21 protein-coding genes, 1 tRNA gene and 1 pseudogene are annotated in these 16,680 nt (G+C 68.8%); 7 read left to right on the top strand and 16 right to left on the bottom strand.

What is annotated here, in order from left to right:
* Positions 1–15: 15 nt before the first annotated feature.
* Together OG490_RS15790 and OG490_RS15785 are read right to left on the bottom strand one after the other, a co-directional pair.
* Positions 16–219, bottom strand: a complete 204-nt coding sequence (locus OG490_RS15790; RefSeq protein ID WP_109779107.1) for a cold-shock protein — start codon at positions 217–219, stop codon at positions 16–18.
* A 248-nt stretch (positions 220–467) separates the two neighbouring features.
* The gene (locus OG490_RS15785) at positions 468–806 is read right to left on the bottom strand and encodes a helix-turn-helix domain-containing protein (protein ID WP_330296929.1); all 339 of its coding nucleotides are present in this window, start codon (positions 804–806) and stop codon (positions 468–470) included.
* A gap of 866 nt (positions 807–1,672) precedes the next feature.
* Between OG490_RS15785 and OG490_RS15780 the strand changes: the two genes are divergently transcribed.
* Positions 1,673–2,077: an ATP-binding protein gene (locus OG490_RS15780; RefSeq protein ID WP_330296928.1), complete on the top strand. Its 405-nt coding sequence runs from the start codon at positions 1,673–1,675 to the stop codon at positions 2,075–2,077.
* Between the two features lie 57 nt (positions 2,078–2,134).
* Here OG490_RS15780 and OG490_RS15775 read toward each other — a convergent pair whose 3' ends face one another.
* The 5 genes from OG490_RS15775 to OG490_RS15755 form a co-directional block, all read right to left on the bottom strand.
* Positions 2,135–2,311: a hypothetical protein gene (locus tag OG490_RS15775; protein ID WP_443065821.1), complete on the bottom strand. Its 177-nt coding sequence runs from the start codon at positions 2,309–2,311 to the stop codon at positions 2,135–2,137.
* A gap of 93 nt (positions 2,312–2,404) precedes the next feature.
* Positions 2,405–2,719: an SCO5918 family protein gene (locus OG490_RS15770; RefSeq protein WP_330296927.1), complete on the bottom strand. Its 315-nt coding sequence runs from the start codon at positions 2,717–2,719 to the stop codon at positions 2,405–2,407.
* Between the two features lie 49 nt (positions 2,720–2,768).
* Positions 2,769–3,173 carry a CBS domain-containing protein gene (locus OG490_RS15765; RefSeq protein WP_330296926.1) on the bottom strand — a complete coding sequence of 135 codons (405 nt, stop codon included), beginning with the start codon at positions 3,171–3,173 and terminating at the stop codon, positions 2,769–2,771.
* Between the two features lie 46 nt (positions 3,174–3,219).
* Positions 3,220–4,752 (bottom strand): DEAD/DEAH box helicase, encoded by a 1,533-nt coding sequence (locus tag OG490_RS15760; protein WP_330296925.1) that lies wholly within the window; start codon positions 4,750–4,752, stop codon positions 3,220–3,222.
* 318 nt (positions 4,753–5,070) lie between these two features.
* Positions 5,071–5,274: a cold-shock protein gene (locus tag OG490_RS15755; protein ID WP_267751671.1), complete on the bottom strand. Its 204-nt coding sequence runs from the start codon at positions 5,272–5,274 to the stop codon at positions 5,071–5,073.
* A gap of 580 nt (positions 5,275–5,854) precedes the next feature.
* Here OG490_RS15755 and OG490_RS15750 point away from each other — a divergent pair.
* Positions 5,855–6,040, top strand: a pseudogene (locus OG490_RS15750) (hypothetical protein); the annotation flags it as partial.
* A gap of 48 nt (positions 6,041–6,088) precedes the next feature.
* Here the strand turns inward: OG490_RS15750 and OG490_RS15745 are convergent.
* The 3 genes from OG490_RS15745 to OG490_RS15735 all read right to left on the bottom strand — a co-directional run bounded on the left by OG490_RS15745 (position 6,089) and on the right by OG490_RS15735 (position 7,517).
* Positions 6,089–6,532, bottom strand: a complete 444-nt coding sequence (locus OG490_RS15745; RefSeq protein ID WP_330296924.1) for a DUF2267 domain-containing protein — start codon at positions 6,530–6,532, stop codon at positions 6,089–6,091.
* A gap of 50 nt (positions 6,533–6,582) precedes the next feature.
* Positions 6,583–6,978, bottom strand: a complete 396-nt coding sequence (locus OG490_RS15740; protein ID WP_330296923.1) for a DUF2267 domain-containing protein — start codon at positions 6,976–6,978, stop codon at positions 6,583–6,585.
* Between the two features lie 104 nt (positions 6,979–7,082).
* Positions 7,083–7,517, bottom strand: coding sequence for an Hsp20/alpha crystallin family protein (locus OG490_RS15735; protein ID WP_330296922.1), 435 nt, complete (start codon positions 7,515–7,517; stop codon positions 7,083–7,085).
* A 129-nt stretch (positions 7,518–7,646) separates the two neighbouring features.
* Between OG490_RS15735 and OG490_RS15730 the strand changes: the two genes are divergently transcribed.
* The 3 genes from OG490_RS15730 (at position 7,647) to OG490_RS15720 (ending at position 9,419) form a co-directional block, all read left to right on the top strand.
* On the top strand, positions 7,647–8,315 hold the full coding sequence (locus OG490_RS15730; protein ID WP_330296921.1) for an HSP18 transcriptional regulator: 669 nt from the start codon (positions 7,647–7,649) through the stop codon (positions 8,313–8,315).
* A 72-nt stretch (positions 8,316–8,387) separates the two neighbouring features.
* On the top strand, positions 8,388–8,783 hold the full coding sequence (locus OG490_RS15725) for an STAS domain-containing protein (protein ID WP_330296920.1): 396 nt from the start codon (positions 8,388–8,390) through the stop codon (positions 8,781–8,783).
* A 279-nt stretch (positions 8,784–9,062) separates the two neighbouring features.
* The gene (locus tag OG490_RS15720; RefSeq protein ID WP_330296919.1) at positions 9,063–9,419 is read left to right on the top strand and encodes a PRC-barrel domain-containing protein; all 357 of its coding nucleotides are present in this window, start codon (positions 9,063–9,065) and stop codon (positions 9,417–9,419) included.
* Positions 9,420–9,673: 254 nt separating this feature from the next.
* On the opposite strand, the gene OG490_RS15710 is transcribed toward OG490_RS15720, so the two are convergent.
* The 5 genes from OG490_RS15710 to OG490_RS15690 all read right to left on the bottom strand — a co-directional run bounded on the left by OG490_RS15710 (position 9,674) and on the right by OG490_RS15690 (position 14,230).
* Positions 9,674–9,746 (bottom strand) — tRNA-Arg (locus OG490_RS15710).
* 397 nt (positions 9,747–10,143) lie between these two features.
* On the bottom strand, positions 10,144–11,622 hold the full coding sequence (locus tag OG490_RS15705) for a hypothetical protein (RefSeq protein WP_330296918.1): 1,479 nt from the start codon (positions 11,620–11,622) through the stop codon (positions 10,144–10,146).
* Positions 11,615–12,553 (bottom strand): hypothetical protein, encoded by a 939-nt coding sequence (locus tag OG490_RS15700; protein ID WP_330296917.1) that lies wholly within the window; start codon positions 12,551–12,553, stop codon positions 11,615–11,617. The genes OG490_RS15705 and OG490_RS15700 overlap by 8 nt, the downstream gene beginning before the upstream one ends.
* A gap of 225 nt (positions 12,554–12,778) precedes the next feature.
* Entirely contained in the window at positions 12,779–13,408 is a 630-nt protein-coding gene (locus OG490_RS15695) for a hypothetical protein (protein WP_330296916.1), read from the bottom strand.
* Positions 13,409–13,699: 291 nt separating this feature from the next.
* Positions 13,700–14,230 carry a hypothetical protein gene (locus tag OG490_RS15690; protein WP_330296915.1) on the bottom strand — a complete coding sequence of 177 codons (531 nt, stop codon included), beginning with the start codon at positions 14,228–14,230 and terminating at the stop codon, positions 13,700–13,702.
* 388 nt (positions 14,231–14,618) lie between these two features.
* Between OG490_RS15690 and OG490_RS15685 the strand changes: the two genes are divergently transcribed.
* Positions 14,619–14,966: a helix-turn-helix domain-containing protein gene (locus OG490_RS15685; protein WP_330296914.1), complete on the top strand. Its 348-nt coding sequence runs from the start codon at positions 14,619–14,621 to the stop codon at positions 14,964–14,966.
* 112 nt (positions 14,967–15,078) lie between these two features.
* The gene (locus OG490_RS15680) at positions 15,079–15,462 is read left to right on the top strand and encodes a hypothetical protein (RefSeq protein WP_330296913.1); all 384 of its coding nucleotides are present in this window, start codon (positions 15,079–15,081) and stop codon (positions 15,460–15,462) included.
* Here OG490_RS15680 and OG490_RS15675 read toward each other — a convergent pair.
* Positions 15,440–16,675 (bottom strand): MFS transporter, encoded by a 1,236-nt coding sequence (locus tag OG490_RS15675; RefSeq protein ID WP_330296912.1) that lies wholly within the window; start codon positions 16,673–16,675, stop codon positions 15,440–15,442. The two genes, OG490_RS15680 and OG490_RS15675, sit on opposite strands and share 23 nt — an antisense overlap.
* Between the last annotated feature and the right edge of the window lie 5 nt (positions 16,676–16,680).

Genomic DNA, 16,680 nt, shown 5'->3' with positions numbered 1-16,680 from the left:
GCGGGGTGGGGAGGGTTAGGCCGGGTTGATGTTCTCGGCCTGGGGGCCCTTCTGGCCCTGGGTGATGTCGAACGTCACGACCTGGCCCTCCTGGAGCTCGCGGAAGCCCGAGGAGTTGATCGCGGAGTAGTGGGCGAAGACGTCCGGGCCGCCACCGTCCTGGGCGATGAAGCCGAAGCCCTTTTCAGCGTTGAACCACTTCACAGTTCCCGTAGCCATGTCTCATGCCTTCCAGTCGATGAACGCCTCCCGCTCCATGCGGAAGGCGGAGGTGATCGTCCTGGTTCCTGCGGCACTGCACAGCAAAACGCCCACACCAAGGCGTGGGCAAAGGGGACTTCCGAACCACGACAGCTGACGCAGACGCTACACGCCCCCAACGGCCCGTCACCAGAGGAAACAAGGTGCGTCATACCTCCGACACGCGCGGGCGGGAGTGCCCACCGCGACCGGCGGGCACGTCCACCTCAGGCTGCCTTGCGTGGGCGCCCTTCGGTCGCGAGGGAGGGGTGCTCGGCGTTGACGCGCTGAGCTTCCTCAAGTCGGATCTCGAGCATCACGATCCGACAGGCGGCCTCGATGGGAGTGCCCCGGTCGACGAGTTCGCGGGCGCGGGCGGCAATGCGCAGCTGGGAGCGGGAGTAGCGGCGGTGACCGCCCTCGGAGCGCAGCGGGGAGATCAGGTGGGCCTCTCCAATGGCGCGGAGGAAGGCCTGGGTGGTACCGAGCATCTCTGCGGCCCGGCCCATCGTGTAGGCGGGGTAGCCGTCGTCGTCGAGACGGCTGAACGAGTCGTCTGCTGTCATCGCACCTCACTGCGAAACAGGTGGAGGAAGGGGGCGGAACGCGGGGAGGGGCCCTGGCGCGTACGACACCAGGGCCCCGAAGGAACTGCTACACCATCTGCCGGCCCTGTTACTGCGCCGGCCTTCTGTTTCCGCCGACCCGGCTGAGGTGCTGCCGGGAGTACGGGGATCGCGGTTGCTTGACCGGAGACCACCTCACTATCGATGTCCTGCGGTACCCGGACTCAGACTTACGTCCGGGCGATCCTGATGGCGCTTCAACTCCTCCGTTCATCCCTCGATGTCAACTACTTGCAAAGCGGGGGACTGCGTACTGCTGGTCCTTCTCTTACTGCTGGTACTGCTAACTGCTGGTACTGCTCGTGGCCTGACCTGGCGCCACGTTTCGACAGCCAGCCCCGTTGCCCATCGTGCGTCTGCTCTGGCTTGGAACCCCACTGCCGAACTTCCCGGTGCGCGCGCCCGCAGCCGACGCCTTCACCGAGGTGCTGCTCACTGACTTCACTGCTGGGTACTGCTCGTGGTGGCCCCTGATGACTGCGGGCCACCCGGTCCGGTCGTCAGTCCCGTCGCCGTCCTGCACCAGCCCTGGCTTCGGAACTCCACCACCGCACCGTCCTGCGCACTGCACCTACGGGTCCTGCGTGTACTACTGCCGGCAGTTCATCTCTGCCCGACCCTGCTGTCTCTCTGGGTTACGAGAGAAACCATAACTACGTCACCATCCAATGTCTACTCCAGCCGGGATAGATTTTTGAGTGCGTGCCGCTGAGGTAATTGTGTCCCGTCAGGTTGAACAGTCGTGGGTCAGGGAACAACGACCGGGCAAGCAAGGCCGGACACCGACAACAGACCCGGAGCGCGCGATGACCACGATGAGCGCCGAGTGCACAGCCCTTGCTTCTCTGTCCGCCGTCGCCGAGGCGCGCCAGGCCGCCCGGTCCTTCATCGAAACCCTCGGGCAGCAGGCCATCGAGCCGGAGCACGCCGACACCGTGATCCTGGTCGTCTCCGAGCTCGTCACCAACGCCCTGCGTCACGGCGGCGGCTCCTACACGCTCCGGCTGGCCGTGCACCCCGACATCATCGAGGTCGCCGTCGAGGACTCCAGTCCTCTCCCGCCGCGCATGCGTACCCCCGACCTCGTCGACGGCACCGGGGGGTTCGGCTGGCACATGGTCAACGACCTGGCCCGCGCCACCGTCGTCACGCCCACCCCTGAAGGCGGGAAGACCGTACGTGCCCTCCTGCCCCGTCGGACCGGCGGATAGGCGCGAGCCTGAGGTCGGGTGGCCGATCCCGGACCTCTCCGCGCGGAGTCCTGGCGGTCAGGACTCGGTGCCGGGCAGGGGGCGGAGGGTCTGATCCAGGCAGATGATCCGCAGGACGCGCAGCGTGTGGGCGGGGACGGCGGCGAGTGCGATGTCGGCTTGGGCGGCCTGTACGCGGTTTCGGGCGGCGATCAGGGCGCTGATGTCAGGCCGCCCGGAGTGCGGTCCACCCAAATGCGCTTCCCCGTGGGTATGCGGAAGGGCCCGAGCGGCGCGTGCCGGTCGGGCCCTCTTCCTGCGCGGGTGGTGGCGCGCTGGGCCCACCGGTCAGGCGGAAACGGGGGTGCCGAGCATGGCGGAGGCCCGCTGGAGGGGGCTGAGTACGCGTGTGGCCACGGCGGTTCGGGGAACGCTGCCGCGGCAGGTGAAGCCGAGCTGGGTCATGGCGCGGAGGACTTCGCCGGCACTGAAGTCGCGGCGGTCCTGGCGGGTGAGGACCTGGCCGACCTGCTTGACAGGGTACGTGCGGCGGCCGATGATCACGGACTCGCCGAGGACCTCCTCGGGCTTGATGCCCTTCATGGACTCCAGGACGCCGCTCTTGGTCAGGTCGAACGGGAAGCGGGCGATGACACAGCGCATGTTGCCTCACAAAGGGAAGAGGGGAAGGGTCCGGCCATGGTGAGGTGGTTCAGCGGGCGAGGGCGAGGACGCCCAGAGCGCTGCCTTGCTCATCGACGACGGGCAGGGCGGCGAGCTTGCGATAACGCATCGCGTGCTCGGCCTCGGCCATCGTGGTCATGGGCGAGGTGAACGGCCCACCGTCGCCGAGGACATCGCGCAGCCGGAGCCGGTCGGTGTACGCGGCGCTGTCGCGGATGGCGCTGAGCCGCTCCCGGGTGATCAGCCCAGTGCAGAGGCCGTCCTCGTCGCAGACGAGCAGATGGTCCGCGCGAGAACCGGCAGTGACCGCCAGGGCCACCTCGACGGTCATGTCGTCACAGACCTGCGGACCGGCCGCCTCCATGGCGTCCTCCACCGTCCTGCGGACGAGGTCGGCATGCGCGGAACGGGGCTGCATCTGGACCAGCGTCAAAATCTGCCTCCTGCAGAGATGGGTCAGTTTCCGGAACACGTGGTTGTCAGGCCGCCGCATCGAAGGCGGACTGACGTGCGCTCGCGCGCCGGGCGGCCGACGCGGGCCCGCGGCGCCCGCGGGATGCCGTGCTGCGCTTGGGCCGCTCGGACACCGGTGCGGTGATGGTGACCGGGATACCGGAGGGCGCCTGCGCGCCGGTGATCCGGGTCAGGGCCTCGTCGCCCGAGCGGACCTGGGTGGTCAGGGGGGTGATGCCGGCGGCCGTCATCAGGCGGGTCATCTCGCGGCGCTGGTTGGGCAGGACCAGGGTGACGACGCTGCCGGACTCGCCGGCGCGGGCGGTGCGGCCGCCGCGGTGCAGGTAGTCCTTGGGGTCGGTCGGCGGGTCCACGTTGACGACGAGGTCCAGGTTGTCGACGTGGATGCCACGGGCCGCGACGTTCGTCGCCACGAGGACGCTGACGTGCCCGCTCTTGAACTGCGTGAGGGTCCGGGTCCGCTGCGGCTGGGACTTCCCGCCGTGCAGGGCCGCGGCGCGGACCCCGCTGCTGAGCAGGTGCTCGGTCAGCCTGTCCACGGCGTGCTTGGTGTCCAGGAACATGATCACTCGGCCTTCGCGGGCGGCGATCTCGGTCGTGGCGGCCTGCTTGTCGAAGTTCTGCACGTGCAGGACGTGGTGTTCCATCGTGGTCACCGCGCCCTGCGAGGGATCGACCGAGTGCACGACAGGGTCCGTCAGGTACCGGCGCACCAGCAGGTCGACGTTGCGGTCCAGCGTGGCGGAGAACAGCATCCGCTGCCCTTCGGGCCGCACCTGGTCCAGCAGGGCGGTGACTTGGGGCATGAACCCCATGTCGGCCATCTGGTCCGCCTCGTCCAGGACGGTGATCGCGACCTGGTTCAGCCGGCAGTCACCCCGGTCGATGAGGTCCTTGAGCCGGCCGGGCGTGGCCACGACCACTTCGGCCCCGGCGCGCAGCGCCTGTGCCTGCCGGTAGATGGGCATGCCTCCGACGACGGTGGCCAGGCGCAGCTTGACCGCCCGGGCGTAGGGGGTGAGCGCGGCGGTGACCTGCTGGGCGAGCTCACGCGTCGGTACGAGGACCAGCGCGAGCGGCTGACCCGACTCGGCGCTCTGGCCGGCCGTACGGGCCAGCAGCGCGAGGCCGAAGGCGAGGGTCTTGCCGGAGCCGGTGCGGCCGCGTCCCAGGACGTCGCGGCCCGCGAGGGTGTTGGGGAGCGTGGCGGCCTGGATCGGGAACGGCGTGGCCATGCCCTCACGGGTGAGCGTGGTCAGCAGCTCGGTCGGCATGACGAGGTCGGCGAAGGCCTCGACGGCGGGCAGTGCCGGGGTGATCGTCTTCGGCGGTGCGAACTCGCCCTGCACCGCGGCGGGCCGACGACCGTAGCTGCCCGAGCGGCTCGGACCTCCGGTGCGGCTCGGGGCTCCGGAGCGGCTCTGGGGCGAAGAGCCGAAGCGGCTGCCCTGGCCCGAACCGGCGCCGGTGCCGAAAGCGGGGCCGCCGGTGCGGCTGCGGGTGCGGGAGGAGCGCTCGTTCGTACGTGTGGGGTTCATGCGGAACCTTCCTTGATACGGCACGTATCAAGGAATTCCCGCAGCGTAAGAGCGGCGCAGGGAATTGCGAGAACGGGCCGAATGGAATGCGAAAGCAGATCTGGCGGACAGAAAGTCTGTACGCGCTCAGTCGCTGGAATAAGATGGCGCCATGTAGGCGCGGCAGCCAAAATAATTGACTCGGGTGCAGCTCCGAGAGAGCGCTCGGCCGAGTGTCTCAATGCTCACTACCGCGGGTGAACCCACCGCGGGAAATGCGTACAGCTGGGGCCCGCACCCCGAGGGATGCGGGCCCCAGCTGCAGAACGCGTGTCAGCGTCAGGCGGGAACGATGTTCTCGGCCGTCGGGCCCTTCTGGCCCTGCGCGATGTCGAAGGTGACCTTCTGGCCCTCGTTCAGCTCGCGGAAGCCCTGGGCGGCGATGTTCGAGTAGTGGGCGAACACGTCAGGACCGCCACCCTCCTGCTCGATGAAGCCGAAGCCCTTTTCCGCGTTGAACCACTTCACGGTACCAGCAGCCATGTCATATCTCCTTTGGGGCAATACATCGGCGACTGCACTGTGCGGACGCCGTGTCGCCGCGATGATGCCCCGCCCGGTAAACGACCGGGAAATACAAAGCGCTTCCAGTGGAATGAATTCCGGTCTGGAGGTGCTTGAAGTTCTTGGGTACCAAAACTGCAACCGAGATCGACAGTAGCACGCTGCAGCGTGCTGTGTGCGTTGAATATTTCCGGCCGCCGTGTTGCGGTAGAAACTCTCCCCGCGGGATCCGTAAAATCCTTAGGTCGCGGTGACAGATATTGATTCACCCCGACCGCAGCGTTTTTTGGTTGTTCGCCACCGGCTGCAGGGGGCGGCAGCGAAGTCGGCTGGTTGGAGACGTGTTGGGGACAGGCTCCGACGTGGCGGACCGCCGGGGCGGTCCTCGCGGTGACGAAGCCCTGTACGGCAACGAACGTGCCTCGGGAGGGGCTCGGCCAACCCGGCGGCGCTAGCGGTTCGGACGACCGACAGTGGCCGCCCCGGCGCGGGCGCGTAGGTTCCGCGTAGACCGCAGGCTTTGCCCGCCGGGGCGCAGTGAAGAATGGAATTGACTTCCATGTCGAAGCCTGACGAGCTGCTCGTGAACGTCGCCGCCCTGGTGGAGTCCGGGCAGAGCAACCAGATGTCCCTGACCGTGGTCACCGGCGGTGCTGTCATCACCGGCCGGCTCGCCCCCGAAGCCGTGTGGAGAGAACGGGTGTCGGAGGTGCTGACGGATTCCGCCCGCCTGGGCGAGAGGGCCCGACCGGTGCATGGGGTCGGGCCCTCACCGCTGTAACGGAGCGCCGGATCAGGCTGCGGGCTGGGGCTGGCGCAGTTCCGCCTGACCGAAGAGGAGGGCGTAGCCGTCGGGGAGCCGGCGCAGGATGCGGGCGAGGAGGTCGGGCCCCGCAAGGCGGGTGACGACGGAGAGTACGGCGCCGGTGTCCCAACGTGCGGTGGCGGGCGTGCCGCCGGTGCGGGTGGCCAGGTCCTTGACGAAGTCCCAACCGGTGAGCTGTTCGGTGTCGGAGATCTGGGCGGTCAGGGTGAGGGCGGCCTCGACGGGCAGGTGCTGTGCGAGGTCGAGGCGTTCGTCTCCGGTGACTTGCCTGCCGAGGGCCGTCAAGACGGTGCGGACGGCTTCCTCGGCGCGTTCGCGGGTGGGGTACGCACCCTCGTAGCGCACGCGTTCCAGCATCTGCTCGAACGTCATGGCGGGCGGGGCCGGGTTCGGTCGAGGCTGGTCGTACATGACTGCGGTTGCCTTTCTCTTCGATGGTTGGGGTCTACGGCCGACTTCGCTCAGGTGGGCTGGGGGTGGCCGAAGAGGAGGTCGTAGCCGGGCGGGAGCTGGAGTAGGACTTCCCGGGTGAGGACGTCGCCCGCGGCTGCGGCCGCGGTGGACAGGACGGCGCCGATGTCCCACAGGGCCGTTTTCTCGGTGGCGCCCTCGATCCAGGCCGCTGTCGCGCGGACGAACCGTTCGGGCGAGAGGGGCTCGGTGGCCTGGAGGGGGTTGAGGAGGATCAGTGCGTAGGTCTCCGGCAGCCGGGCCGCCAGCTCGCCGCGCACGCTGCCGGCCAGATGGGCGCCCAGCAGAGCCAGGACGACGCGGGCAACGCGATCGGCTTCTTCAGTGGTTTCGTACTTGCCGCGTTCCTGGACGTGGGCCAGGAACGACTCCCTGCGCATCGACATCACGACACCTCCGAGAAGGGGTGAGGGGCGAAGGGGGGCGGAGGGCGGGTGCCGGAGGGGGATCGGCTCTTCCCGCCCTCCGCTGCCGGCTGATGCGGGTGGGTTCAGCCGGAGATCTGCTTGCGGCCGGACTCGCCGCCGATGCTGATCTTGCGGGGCTTCGCGCGCTCGGCGATCGGGATCCGCAGGGTCAGGACACCCGCGTCGTAGTCGGCCTCGATGCGCTCGGTGTCCAGGGTGTCGGCCAGCATGATCTGGCGGGAGAACACGCCGAGGGGCCGCTCGGAGAGCTCCATCTGCACACCGTCGGACTTCTCCGCGGGCCGGCGCTCGGCCTTCACGGTCAGCATGTTCCGCTCGACGTCGATGTCGATCGCGTCCGAGTTCACGCCGGGGAGGTCGAAGGCGATCACGTACTCGTCGCCCTGCCGGTAGGCGTCCATCGGCATGACCGACGGCTTCGACCACGTACCCGAGCTACCCGACAGCTGCTGGACGATCCGGTCCATCTCGCGGAACGGGTCAGTGCGCATCAACATCGCGAAACACCTCCAGTTGGTTCAGGCAGAAACTGCCAATGCGCTTCAACGTGCTCCCGTTGTAACATGTCATCGAAACGATGACAAGCAGTGAGTCATCTGGAGGATGACAGAGCGACGGAGAGTGTCATGAACGAGACCGCCGACCCGACCGCACCAATTACCTTCCTGGCCGCCGCCGAGGCCCTGGAGGCCATCAATCAGGCAGTCAAGGACGCGCAACAACCCTCCGCCAGAAGGCCAACGGCCGAAGCGACGCCCCCGCCGGACTCGGGCCCCCACCCGGCTCTGGCCGCACTGCTGACGCTGCGCGAGGTCCGTGAACAGCTCGCAGGCTGGGAGAGCGGACTGATCGAAACCGCCCGCGGGCACGGAGCGAGCTGGGCCGATCTCGCAGGACCCCTGGGGGTCGCCAGCCGCCAGGCCGCCGAACGCCGCTACCTGCGCCTGCGCCCCGGCACCGCTGGGAGCACCGGCGACCAGCGTGTCCAGGCCACCCGTGACACCCGCGCCGCCGACCGCACTGTGACCGCCTGGGCCCGCGACAACGCGGCCGACTTGCGACGGCTCGCCGGCCAGGTCACCTCCCTCACCGGTCTCCCCGCCGGCGCCGAGAGCGCGGTCGGCGACCTGAACCTCGCCCTCGCCGAGAACGACGCCGCCCGCCTCGTCCGCCCCCTGACCGACACCCGGCCCCACCTGCGCCCCGAAGACGCCGACCTCGTCGAACGCATCGATGCCCTGACCCGCCACACCGACCAGCTCCGCCAGGACACCCACGACCAGCGCAGCACGTGACCCGTTCCCCCGAACAGGCGGCTGACCAACACGCTTCGGGGCCACGCCTGTAGATCGAAGGAGTGATCCACGATGGTCGAACGCTTTCCCCAGGAAGCCGGCGCCGACGACATCGCCGTGGAGGTCCTGGACCATACGGTGGCGGTCCGGCCGACCGGCGAGATCGACATCGAGACGGCCCCCTCCCTGCGGTTCGCCATGGCCGAAGCCCTCGCCCATGCCTCACCGGTCAAGGCGGTGGTGGTCGACTGCACCGGTCTCACCTTCTGCGACTCCTCCGCGCTCAACGCACTCCTCGCCGCACGGCGCGCAGCGCAAGAGACCGGCACCGTCATCCGCCTGGCCGCCCCCGACCCCCAGCTCCAGCGCCTCCTGGAGATCACCGGCACCCTGACCCTCTTCCCCGTGGACCAGGACCCTCCAGCCGGCCGCCGTCCGAGCGGATGCCCGGACGGACTCCCTCAGTAGGCGGGCTGTGCAAGTGGTGCACGAAAGACCCTCGGGCTGGCCTGGGCATTCCTGAGAGGGGGCACGCAGGTGCCCTGCGACGCGGGTCATGCTGAGGTCACACCGCCCCGGGATGACTGCTGTCCAACCCTCTGGCGGCAGTCCCCTCCGGAGCAGGCGCACAGAACCGGTGTGACGGGCGGGGCGCTGCCGGGGTGTGCCGAGCTGGTTCCCCCCGTCGGACGGGGGCAGGCTAGGAGGTGCACCGGCCGGGCTGTGATCGTGCGAAGGGACCTGAGGATGATCCAGGCAGCGGACATTCGCGAGTGGCGTGCCCACGACGTGGTCGACTCGGGTGGGCACAGGATCGGCGCACTGGAGGCCGTCTACGTGGACACCAGCACGGACGAGCCGGCCATGGCCACCGTGCTGGTGGGGCTGCCCACCCGGCACCGGCTGGTCTTCGTTCCGCTGGGCGGCGCGATCGTCGGGCCGGGATACGTCAAGGTCGACTACGACAAGGCGCTGGTGAAGAAAAGCCCTTCGATCGGTACGGACGACGTCTTGCCCGCCGAGGAAGGGGCGGGCATCTTCCAGCACTACGGCCTCACCTATCGGCCCGGTGCGGGCGGCGAGCGGCAGCTCGCCCGCCGCTGAGCCCCCAAGGCGACCGTTCGGGGCGGACGAGGCGCGCGGGTTGTCGAGGTTGCGGCCGCATTCCACGCAGGCTTCGCCGAGCCGTACGGCCTCGGCCCGGTAGCCGAGGTCGACGCACTGCACTGCGAGGCCTCGGAGGGCCGTGGCGGACAGCTCGGGTTCGCCCGCTCACGCAAACGGCCCCGGACGCGGAGTCCGGGGCCGAATAGAGCGCCTTCCTGGGAAGAAATACCAGGTCAGCGACTTGCGTGCTGTGCCCTCGGCAGGATTCGAACCTGCGACACCCGCTTTAGGAGAGCGGTGCTCTATCCCCTGAGCTACGAAGGCTGGGGCTTGTCGAAAACCTTGCCGGAAACCCCAGTGGGATCGCGCGAGCTGCCTCGACAAACATGCCGGTCAGGTGGCGTGCGCACACCCCGGTGGAGATGCCCTCGCGGACACTTTCCCGGGCACACGCTGGGGAGCCGTCTGACCGCTGACAGCCTAGCGGATCGTGCTGGGAGTGGTCGCATGGATTGCCGCGGGGCCGAGGCTGAGGTGAAGGCGTGGTCGTGACCTGGGGTTTCTGAGCGTCTCGGGTGGCGGGTGGGGTGGCCGGGGCCGCTGCTTGGGTGTGCGTGGACCGCTGGAGCGTCCGTTCTGTTCCGCTTGCCCCGGAGGGGGGCGTTAACGGAGCGACGGCCGCGCCCTGGGGTGGGCGCGGCCGTCGTGAGGTCGAGGGGTGTCAGGCGATGTGAAGGACCTGTTGGGCGTTGCTGCGAGCCGCCGCGAGGTGGATCTGGTGGCTGGTGGCGTTCTGGGAGAGGGCGAAGCCGAGGACGAAGATCTTCTGGCGTTCCACTCCGTAGGCGATCATGCGGCGGTTCCAGAGGCTCTGATCGAACTGGCTGTGTACGGACTCGGAGTCGGCGCGGTAGGGGTAGAGGAGTTGGTGGGTGAGGCTGGCTTCGGGGATCTGCTGAAGGTATTCGGCTCGGTGGAAGCCGCGCTCGCTGTCGCTCTTGATGCGCTTGCCGCTGTCGACGGAGCGAAGGGTCCTGTCGGCGGGGGTGGTGGTGATGCCGACGGGGACGCGGTAGTCGTGGTCGCCGTGCCGGCAGGGGATCTTGAGGACGTGGTACCAGCGGCTCTTGGCGGCTCCGGCGCGGTGCTCGAGCTTGATGATGGGGAGGGGTTCGAGGATGCGGGTGCCGTCGTCGATGCGGATGCTTTCGGCGATGCGGCCTTGGTCGCACCAGAGCTCGTGGCCGCTTCGGCAGGGGGTGATGCGCTCGTAGAAGACGGGGGCGACGGATCCATGCTGCTTGTTGATGGCCAGTAGGCCGGTCCGGGCGAGGGCGTCACGGTGGACGCCGCGGAAGGCTCCGTCGTAGACGACGCCCATGCAGTGGGGCAGCGCGTCCTTCAACATGTGGAACTGTCGTACAGCAACGGCTGCTTCGTCTTCGTACTCACCGCCGGCGACGTGGGCGAAGCTGAGGATGACACGGGTCCAGTAGCCGGTGTCGCGTCCGGAGGCGAAGAACCACTTGGTGCCGCGTACTCGCTTCTTCTCCTTCTCTCCGTTCTCGTAGTAGATGCGGGCGGCCGGGTCGACGCGGTGGTTTCGCATCAGACCGGTGTCCTCGTCCGCGATCTCTTCGGCGCGTGCTTTGGAGGGCGCCTTGGGGACGGTGGCGTCACCGACCAGGAGCTGCCGGCGCTCCGGCCTGCTCCACACCTTGGGTGCGTCAGAGGGGAACAGGCCCTGGCTCAGGGCTTGCTGGGCGGCGTACCCGCGGAATGCCTCCTCGAGTGCGTCGGCGGCCGGTACGAGGAGGTTGTTCAGGGCGTCCTGGTACTGCCCGCGGGAGGGCGCGGTGAGGGGCAGGGCTGCCGCTGCCCTGCGGCCCAGGTGGCGGCGGATGCTCGCCCGTACGCTGCGCCAGTCCTGGGGAGACGCCAGGAGCCCCGTGGTGGAGCGCTTGGACTTCGTCACCGGGGTGAGGGCAGCCATGATCAGGTAGACGATGCCCGGGTACTCACGGGGGCAGCCGACGACGTTCGGCGGCGGCAGGAGTTCCGCCATCTCGTAGAGCAGCGGGTAGTCGAGGCAGTCGCGAACGCGCTCGGTGGTGCTGCGCTGGTCTTGGTCGGTGAGCTGGCGTTTGCGGTTCGGGCGTTCGGACTGGGGCTTGGGGGTTCCGAAGACGTCGTCAGGCACGGGCCGGACCCCCGTCGGTGAAGGCGGGGTCGGTCTGCCAGTCGTAGCCGACGATGGAGGCGGCCCTGTCCAGGGATCGGATCCCGAGCCGTCGGGCGGATTCCTCGATGCGACCGGTCACTTCGAAGGTCTCGACGGCGGCACGGGTGGTGACGGAAGCCGGGGTGACATCTGGTTCTCCGCCGAGGCCGATCCTGCGGATCAGGTCGCGGAGCGCGACGCACGATCGCGACTGCAGGGCCGGATCGGATGCCGGGGTGCTGGACACCGCGAGGCGCGCGGTGCTCTTGTCCGGGTGCTGAGCGAGGACGTCGCGCGCTCGATCGGCCAGTACATGGCGGCTCCAGGCGTCCAGCCGGCACCAGCGGGGGTCGTATTTGCGCGCTCCGTGCATCCAGACGCGGCTGCGCGGCAGGTCGAGGTCGGCCACGACGCTGTGCCCGATCTCGCCGCTGTGCCCGCCGGCCAGGGCGAGGGCGGCCGCGGCTGCGTGCCGGGTCGGCCGGGCCGCGTATGCGGCGTGGTGGCGCAGCAGCACGGCCTCGTCTTCGGTGAGAGGGCGGGAACCTTCGTAGGTGCGGGCGGGCAGGACGATGTGGCGCGTCGGATCCTGGTCGCTCAGCCCGAGCTCGTGCAGTGTGCGGAAGGCGGTCCGCAAGACGCTTAGGCGGCCCCGGCGGGTAGATACCGCCGAGTCCGAGACGTGGCCGTGGCGGCTCCGGCCCTTGGCGTTGACGAAGTCCTCGGCGATGACCTCGGTGACGTCCGAGATGAGCAGTACGCCTCGTGCAGTGGCGTTCCGCCTGAACCTCTTGATGAGGAGACCGAACTTGTCGAAGGTCTGCTCGGACATCTCATCGAGGGCTGTCATCTCCCGCCACGCGTCGATGACGAGGTCGATGGCATGGATGAGAGACAGGTCGCTTCCCATGATGACGGTCCTCCGGAGGGTCGGGGAGAGCAGTTCGACCCCTCCCCCGACCCTCTGACTGGGAAGATTCGAATGATTCATTGTGTTCCGTACTTGCACCATCACGGTGGGCATCTGTGATCTCCGCTGCAACCCGGCGTGGGCGAATGGATGAGGACGCGCCGAAGAGACCCCGGGCGGGACGGCCCGGGGCGTCATTCGGCGTGGTGGGGCGAGCCAGCCTGACTAGGTGCGGGCCGCCGGCCCTCGGAGCGAGCTCACGAGGGTCCCGTACGCCTGCATGGCTGCCACGAAGGTGTCATCGGGCAGCGCCATGGTCGCTTCGACCGAGCTGAGGAACAGGCCTGATGCCGGAGCGGCGGGGGGTGGGGGTGTGGGGATGGAGCCCGGGAGGTGGGCCATTCCGTCCTCGTCCACGTGGACGATCAGGGCGTAGTCGAGCCAGTCCACGAGGTAGAGCCCGCGTTCGGGCGCCGTTGCCGGTAGCCCTTGGCTGAGCTCTTCGGCGAGTGTGATCCTCTGTCGCGGTCCTTGTCGCAGGAGACGCTTGGCCGCCTTGGTGAACCAGGTGGACTGCCAGTGGTCATGCAGGAAGAGGCGAGCGCGGGCGGAGTCCTCCGTCCGGAGCCGCGTCAGCCGAAAGCCGGCAGTGGTGATGGAAAGGGATCCGTGGTGAGTCTCCAGCAAGCCGGCCTGACGAAGAAAGCCCTGCGAGGAGGAGACGTTGTGGGGGCTGAGCCCCACCTTGTCGGCGATCTCTGCAACCGGGATGGCCAGCCGGTCGTCGCCGCCCAGTTCGGCGACCGCGTCGACCACCTTCAGCTGCCGCAGGGTGGTCATTCCGCCGGTGGGCATGATGTTCCGGACTTTGTTCGCGGCACTCATCGAACACCCCCGTGGGAGTGCTGGAGCGGCCAGCTGCTGCTGACCCGTAGAGGCCAGTGGTGCATGAATGCGTCCGATGGCATGGCGTGGGCCCTCATTGGTGATCGAGTGCTGAATGCACAAAATTCCCGAGGGCCGGGCGGGCCGCTACTCCATGACCTAGCCTGGAGGCGGCGCGTGGGCCCTCAGCTGACGTGTCACGGCGTCGCCAGGGTCTAGCCACCCGGGCGGCGCCTTTTTCTGTGTGGGAGATGGTGATCTCTACGTGCGCGGCTCCTTGATGGCCAGCCGGTAGACCCCGCGGCCGACAATGAGGACCTTCCCCCTGGCTCGCAGATGGCTGGCGCAGTTGGTGATCTGCCGAGGTGTCGCGTCCGGACGCTCCAGCTGAGCATGGGCGACGATCTTGGAGGTCGGCGTATCGAGGCCGTCCGCGAGCGCTTCGAGGACCAGCTCCGTGAGGGACTTCGGCTCCGTGTCGACGTTGGAGCCGGAGCTCTGCGGGCCCGCAGGATTCGGGTGTTCACCTGGATCGGCCGTCGGATGCGAGGGCTGCTCCACTCCCAAGAACTCCTCGGCCTGGCGAACGGTGTCGCTCACGGCCGACAGTCGTACGTCGGCCGACAAGAGAGCTCGCTCCGCTTCTTCGAAGCGACGCTGGAGGTCGACCATCTCTTGTCGCACCTCAGCCAACACGCCGGTCGCGATGACCCATTTGGCGTGCTCCCCGGCCTGGATCTCCCGCAGGTGTTCAACGAGAGGGTGCGCGGACCCCGCACCTGTTGTGGTCATGCTCCGCTCCCCTCTGATGATCCACCCACAAGCTAGCGAGCCTTCGCGCGCGCCGCAGGGAAACGCAGAGATGCGAGCGAGCCGATTCTCTGGAGTTTGGGCGCAACTCCGTTGCGCGTGGGTCATGTTGCGAGCCAAGACTCTTATGGCTTGCTCGATGTCTATGGTCTCGGTACATGTGAGAACGCTTGCCGGAGTGCCGCATCGGGCGCGCGTAGTAGCGAGTGGCGCGTGCGGGCCACGGCGGTGGCGCCGCTCGCCGACACGGAGTGCTCCTGAACCTTGGAATGTGCCGGACGGGCAGGGAATGGACCTCTACTCTGGTCCTTACTTGCAACATGCGAGAGGTCTCCGCGACGGGATCCGAGACGAGGGAAGGGTCGGCCCCATGGGTACGTGGGATGATCTCGGCATGCCCCGGAGCAGCAACGACAAGCAGCCGCGCGACTACGTCGTGGACGGCGCTTGGCCCAATGCCGCTCTCGCTCCCGATGCGCCGGTCAGTGCCTACTACGGCCAGTCCCTCTCCCGGAACCTCGCGCGGGCCATGTCCTCTACCGGGCATACGCTACGCAGCCTCGCGGCGGCGACGGGCCTGACGCATTCGACGATCAGCAGGGTGCTCAACGGCAGGGTCATGCCGGACTCGGGCACGCTCGCCCGGTTGGAAGCGTCCTTCGGGTTCCAGGTCTGGCCCGGGCCGGCGGCGTTGCCGCCGACGCCGCCCGAGTCCTGAGTTTGCAGGCTACCCACCCGTTCGGTCCGCCCGGAGTGCGTCGCGCTCCCGACGGGCCATTCTTTTTCTTGTGGCTATGTATGCACCAAAGGTGCGACGTGAGGTGTACCTCGTGTGCTTCGACGAGTTTCACCGGCTGGGCCTCGTCCAGTACTCGCCGGGGCTGATGAGTCTCCCCCTGAGGGCGTGCGCGCCGGGCGAGTCGTACAGGGCGGCTGCCTGTCGGCTCGCTGCCGGCTCGGCTTTCCGCTTCGGTGGGACGGTGGCCCGGCTGGACGTTGTGCCGTCCGGCGGCGGCGTACGGCGCAACGCGCGGCTGTTCACGGTTCACGTCGAAGGGGGCCGCTGGCCATCGCAGTTGTGGCTTCCGTGGCGCCAGGCGCTCGGGGAAGTGGCGCACCTCGGAATCCCCGAGCTCGAGCCGTTCCTGGAGGGCTACCTCGAAGGCTGGATCCCGGACGGCTGGATCACGCTCACCCCGGATGGGCACCACTGACCGGGTGCGGTTTCGCCGCTGAAGCCACGGCGAGGAGCATCGCGAGGATCGAGATGCATGCGAGGGCCGCGAAGAGAGCGGTGTGGCCGCCGAGTTGGCCGGCAAAGGCGGCTCCGGCCCAGGGGGCGAGGGCTGCGGCGATGTGGGCGGGTGCGCCGAGAAGTCCTGAGAGGCGGCCGTAGTGCGTGGTGCCCCAACGGTCGGTGACCGCGGTGGCCTGCAGGAGTGTGAGGTTGCCGCGGATGACTCCGGCGAGGATCGCGAGGGCGATCAGGAGTGGCATAGGGCCTGGGGTGAAGGCCAGTGATGCCGTCGTCGCGCCGCCGAGGGCGATGAGGACGGCAGTGCGGGTCGTGACCGAGGTTCGGGTGGCGAGGGCCGAGTAGAGCGTGCGGCCGAGGGTCTGGCCTGCCCCGCCGAGGCCCAGGGCCCAAGCGGCTTGCGTCGCAGTGGCGCCGCGTTCGGTGAGGAGCGGGATCAAGCCCATGACGACCGCGTACATGGCGAATCCGGAGAGCGTGAAGGCCGTGGCCAGCAGGAGGAAGGGGCGGCTTCGCGGGATGGATGTTGTGCGGTCCGAGGAGGGCGGTGGCGGTGGGGCAGCCGGCCAGGGAGCGCGCAGGGCCAGGGCGTGTGCGGGGATGGTGACGGCGGCCAGGATCACGGCGAGGACGGCGTACGTGGCCCGCCAGCTCAGGTGCTCCGCGATGGCTGCCGTGAGAGGTGCGAAGACGGTGGAGGCCAGTCCGCCCGCGAGGGTGACGACGGTCAGGGCGCGGATGCGGTCGGGGCCCCACCAGCGGGTGAGGGCGGCGAAGGCTGGTGGATAGAAGGTGGCGGCCATGGTCAGGCCCGCGAGGACCCATCCCAGGGTGAAGACGGCCAGGTTGGGGGCGGTCGCGATGACGAGGAGTGCGAGCGTGCCCAGTGCGGAGCCGGCGGTCATTACCGCGCGCGGCCCTCGGTGGTCGAGGATCCGGCCGATGGGGATTCCGGCTACGGCCGAGACCAGGAGCGCGAGGGAGAACGCGCCCGTTGCCGCGTTGGTGGACCAGCCGGTTTCGGCGGTCAGGCGCGGGAGCAGGACGGGGAAGGCGTAGTAGACGATGCCCCAGCTGGTGATCTGCGTGGCGCAGAGGGCGGGCAGGACGGCGCGCGGCCGCGACCGGACCCCCGTCCCGGTCGCGGCCGCGTCGGCCTGGGTGTGTCTCACGGAGG

It is taken from the genome of Streptomyces sp. NBC_00503 (assembly GCF_036346895.1).
In the GTDB taxonomy this organism is placed as follows: domain Bacteria; phylum Actinomycetota; class Actinomycetes; order Streptomycetales; family Streptomycetaceae; genus Streptomyces.
The sequence above is the reverse complement of the archived record's forward strand: the minus strand, read 5'-3'. Positions and strand labels throughout refer to the sequence as shown.

What these genes read in the sequence shown, in the direction of transcription:
- OG490_RS15725 (WP_330296920.1), top strand. Translation starts at nt 8,388, where the DNA reads ATGGTCGAACGCTTTCCCCAGGAAGCCGGCGCCGACGACATCGCCGTG.
- OG490_RS15730 (WP_330296921.1), top strand. Translation starts at nt 7,647, where the DNA reads ATGAACGAGACCGCCGACCCGACCGCACCAATTACCTTCCTGGCCGCC.
- OG490_RS15790 (WP_109779107.1), bottom strand. Translation starts at nt 219, where the DNA reads ATGGCTACGGGAACTGTGAAGTGGTTCAACGCTGAAAAGGGCTTCGGC.
- OG490_RS15785 (WP_330296929.1), bottom strand. Translation starts at nt 806, where the DNA reads ATGACAGCAGACGACTCGTTCAGCCGTCTCGACGACGACGGCTACCCC.
- OG490_RS15690 (WP_330296915.1), bottom strand. Translation starts at nt 14,230, where the DNA reads ATGACCACAACAGGTGCGGGGTCCGCGCACCCTCTCGTTGAACACCTG.
- OG490_RS15700 (WP_330296917.1), bottom strand. Translation starts at nt 12,553, where the DNA reads ATGGGAAGCGACCTGTCTCTCATCCATGCCATCGACCTCGTCATCGAC.
- OG490_RS15695 (WP_330296916.1), bottom strand. Translation starts at nt 13,408, where the DNA reads ATGCCCACCGGCGGAATGACCACCCTGCGGCAGCTGAAGGTGGTCGAC.
- OG490_RS15745 (WP_330296924.1), bottom strand. Translation starts at nt 6,532, where the DNA reads ATGTACGACCAGCCTCGACCGAACCCGGCCCCGCCCGCCATGACGTTC.
- OG490_RS15720 (WP_330296919.1), top strand. Translation starts at nt 9,063, where the DNA reads ATGATCCAGGCAGCGGACATTCGCGAGTGGCGTGCCCACGACGTGGTC.
- OG490_RS15760 (WP_330296925.1), bottom strand. Translation starts at nt 4,752, where the DNA reads ATGAACCCCACACGTACGAACGAGCGCTCCTCCCGCACCCGCAGCCGC.
- OG490_RS15735 (WP_330296922.1), bottom strand. Translation starts at nt 7,517, where the DNA reads ATGTTGATGCGCACTGACCCGTTCCGCGAGATGGACCGGATCGTCCAG.
- OG490_RS15740 (WP_330296923.1), bottom strand. Translation starts at nt 6,978, where the DNA reads ATGTCGATGCGCAGGGAGTCGTTCCTGGCCCACGTCCAGGAACGCGGC.
- OG490_RS15770 (WP_330296927.1), bottom strand. Translation starts at nt 2,719, where the DNA reads ATGCGCTGTGTCATCGCCCGCTTCCCGTTCGACCTGACCAAGAGCGGC.
- OG490_RS15755 (WP_267751671.1), bottom strand. Translation starts at nt 5,274, where the DNA reads ATGGCTGCTGGTACCGTGAAGTGGTTCAACGCGGAAAAGGGCTTCGGC.
- OG490_RS15780 (WP_330296928.1), top strand. Translation starts at nt 1,673, where the DNA reads ATGACCACGATGAGCGCCGAGTGCACAGCCCTTGCTTCTCTGTCCGCC.
- OG490_RS15685 (WP_330296914.1), top strand. Translation starts at nt 14,619, where the DNA reads ATGGGTACGTGGGATGATCTCGGCATGCCCCGGAGCAGCAACGACAAG.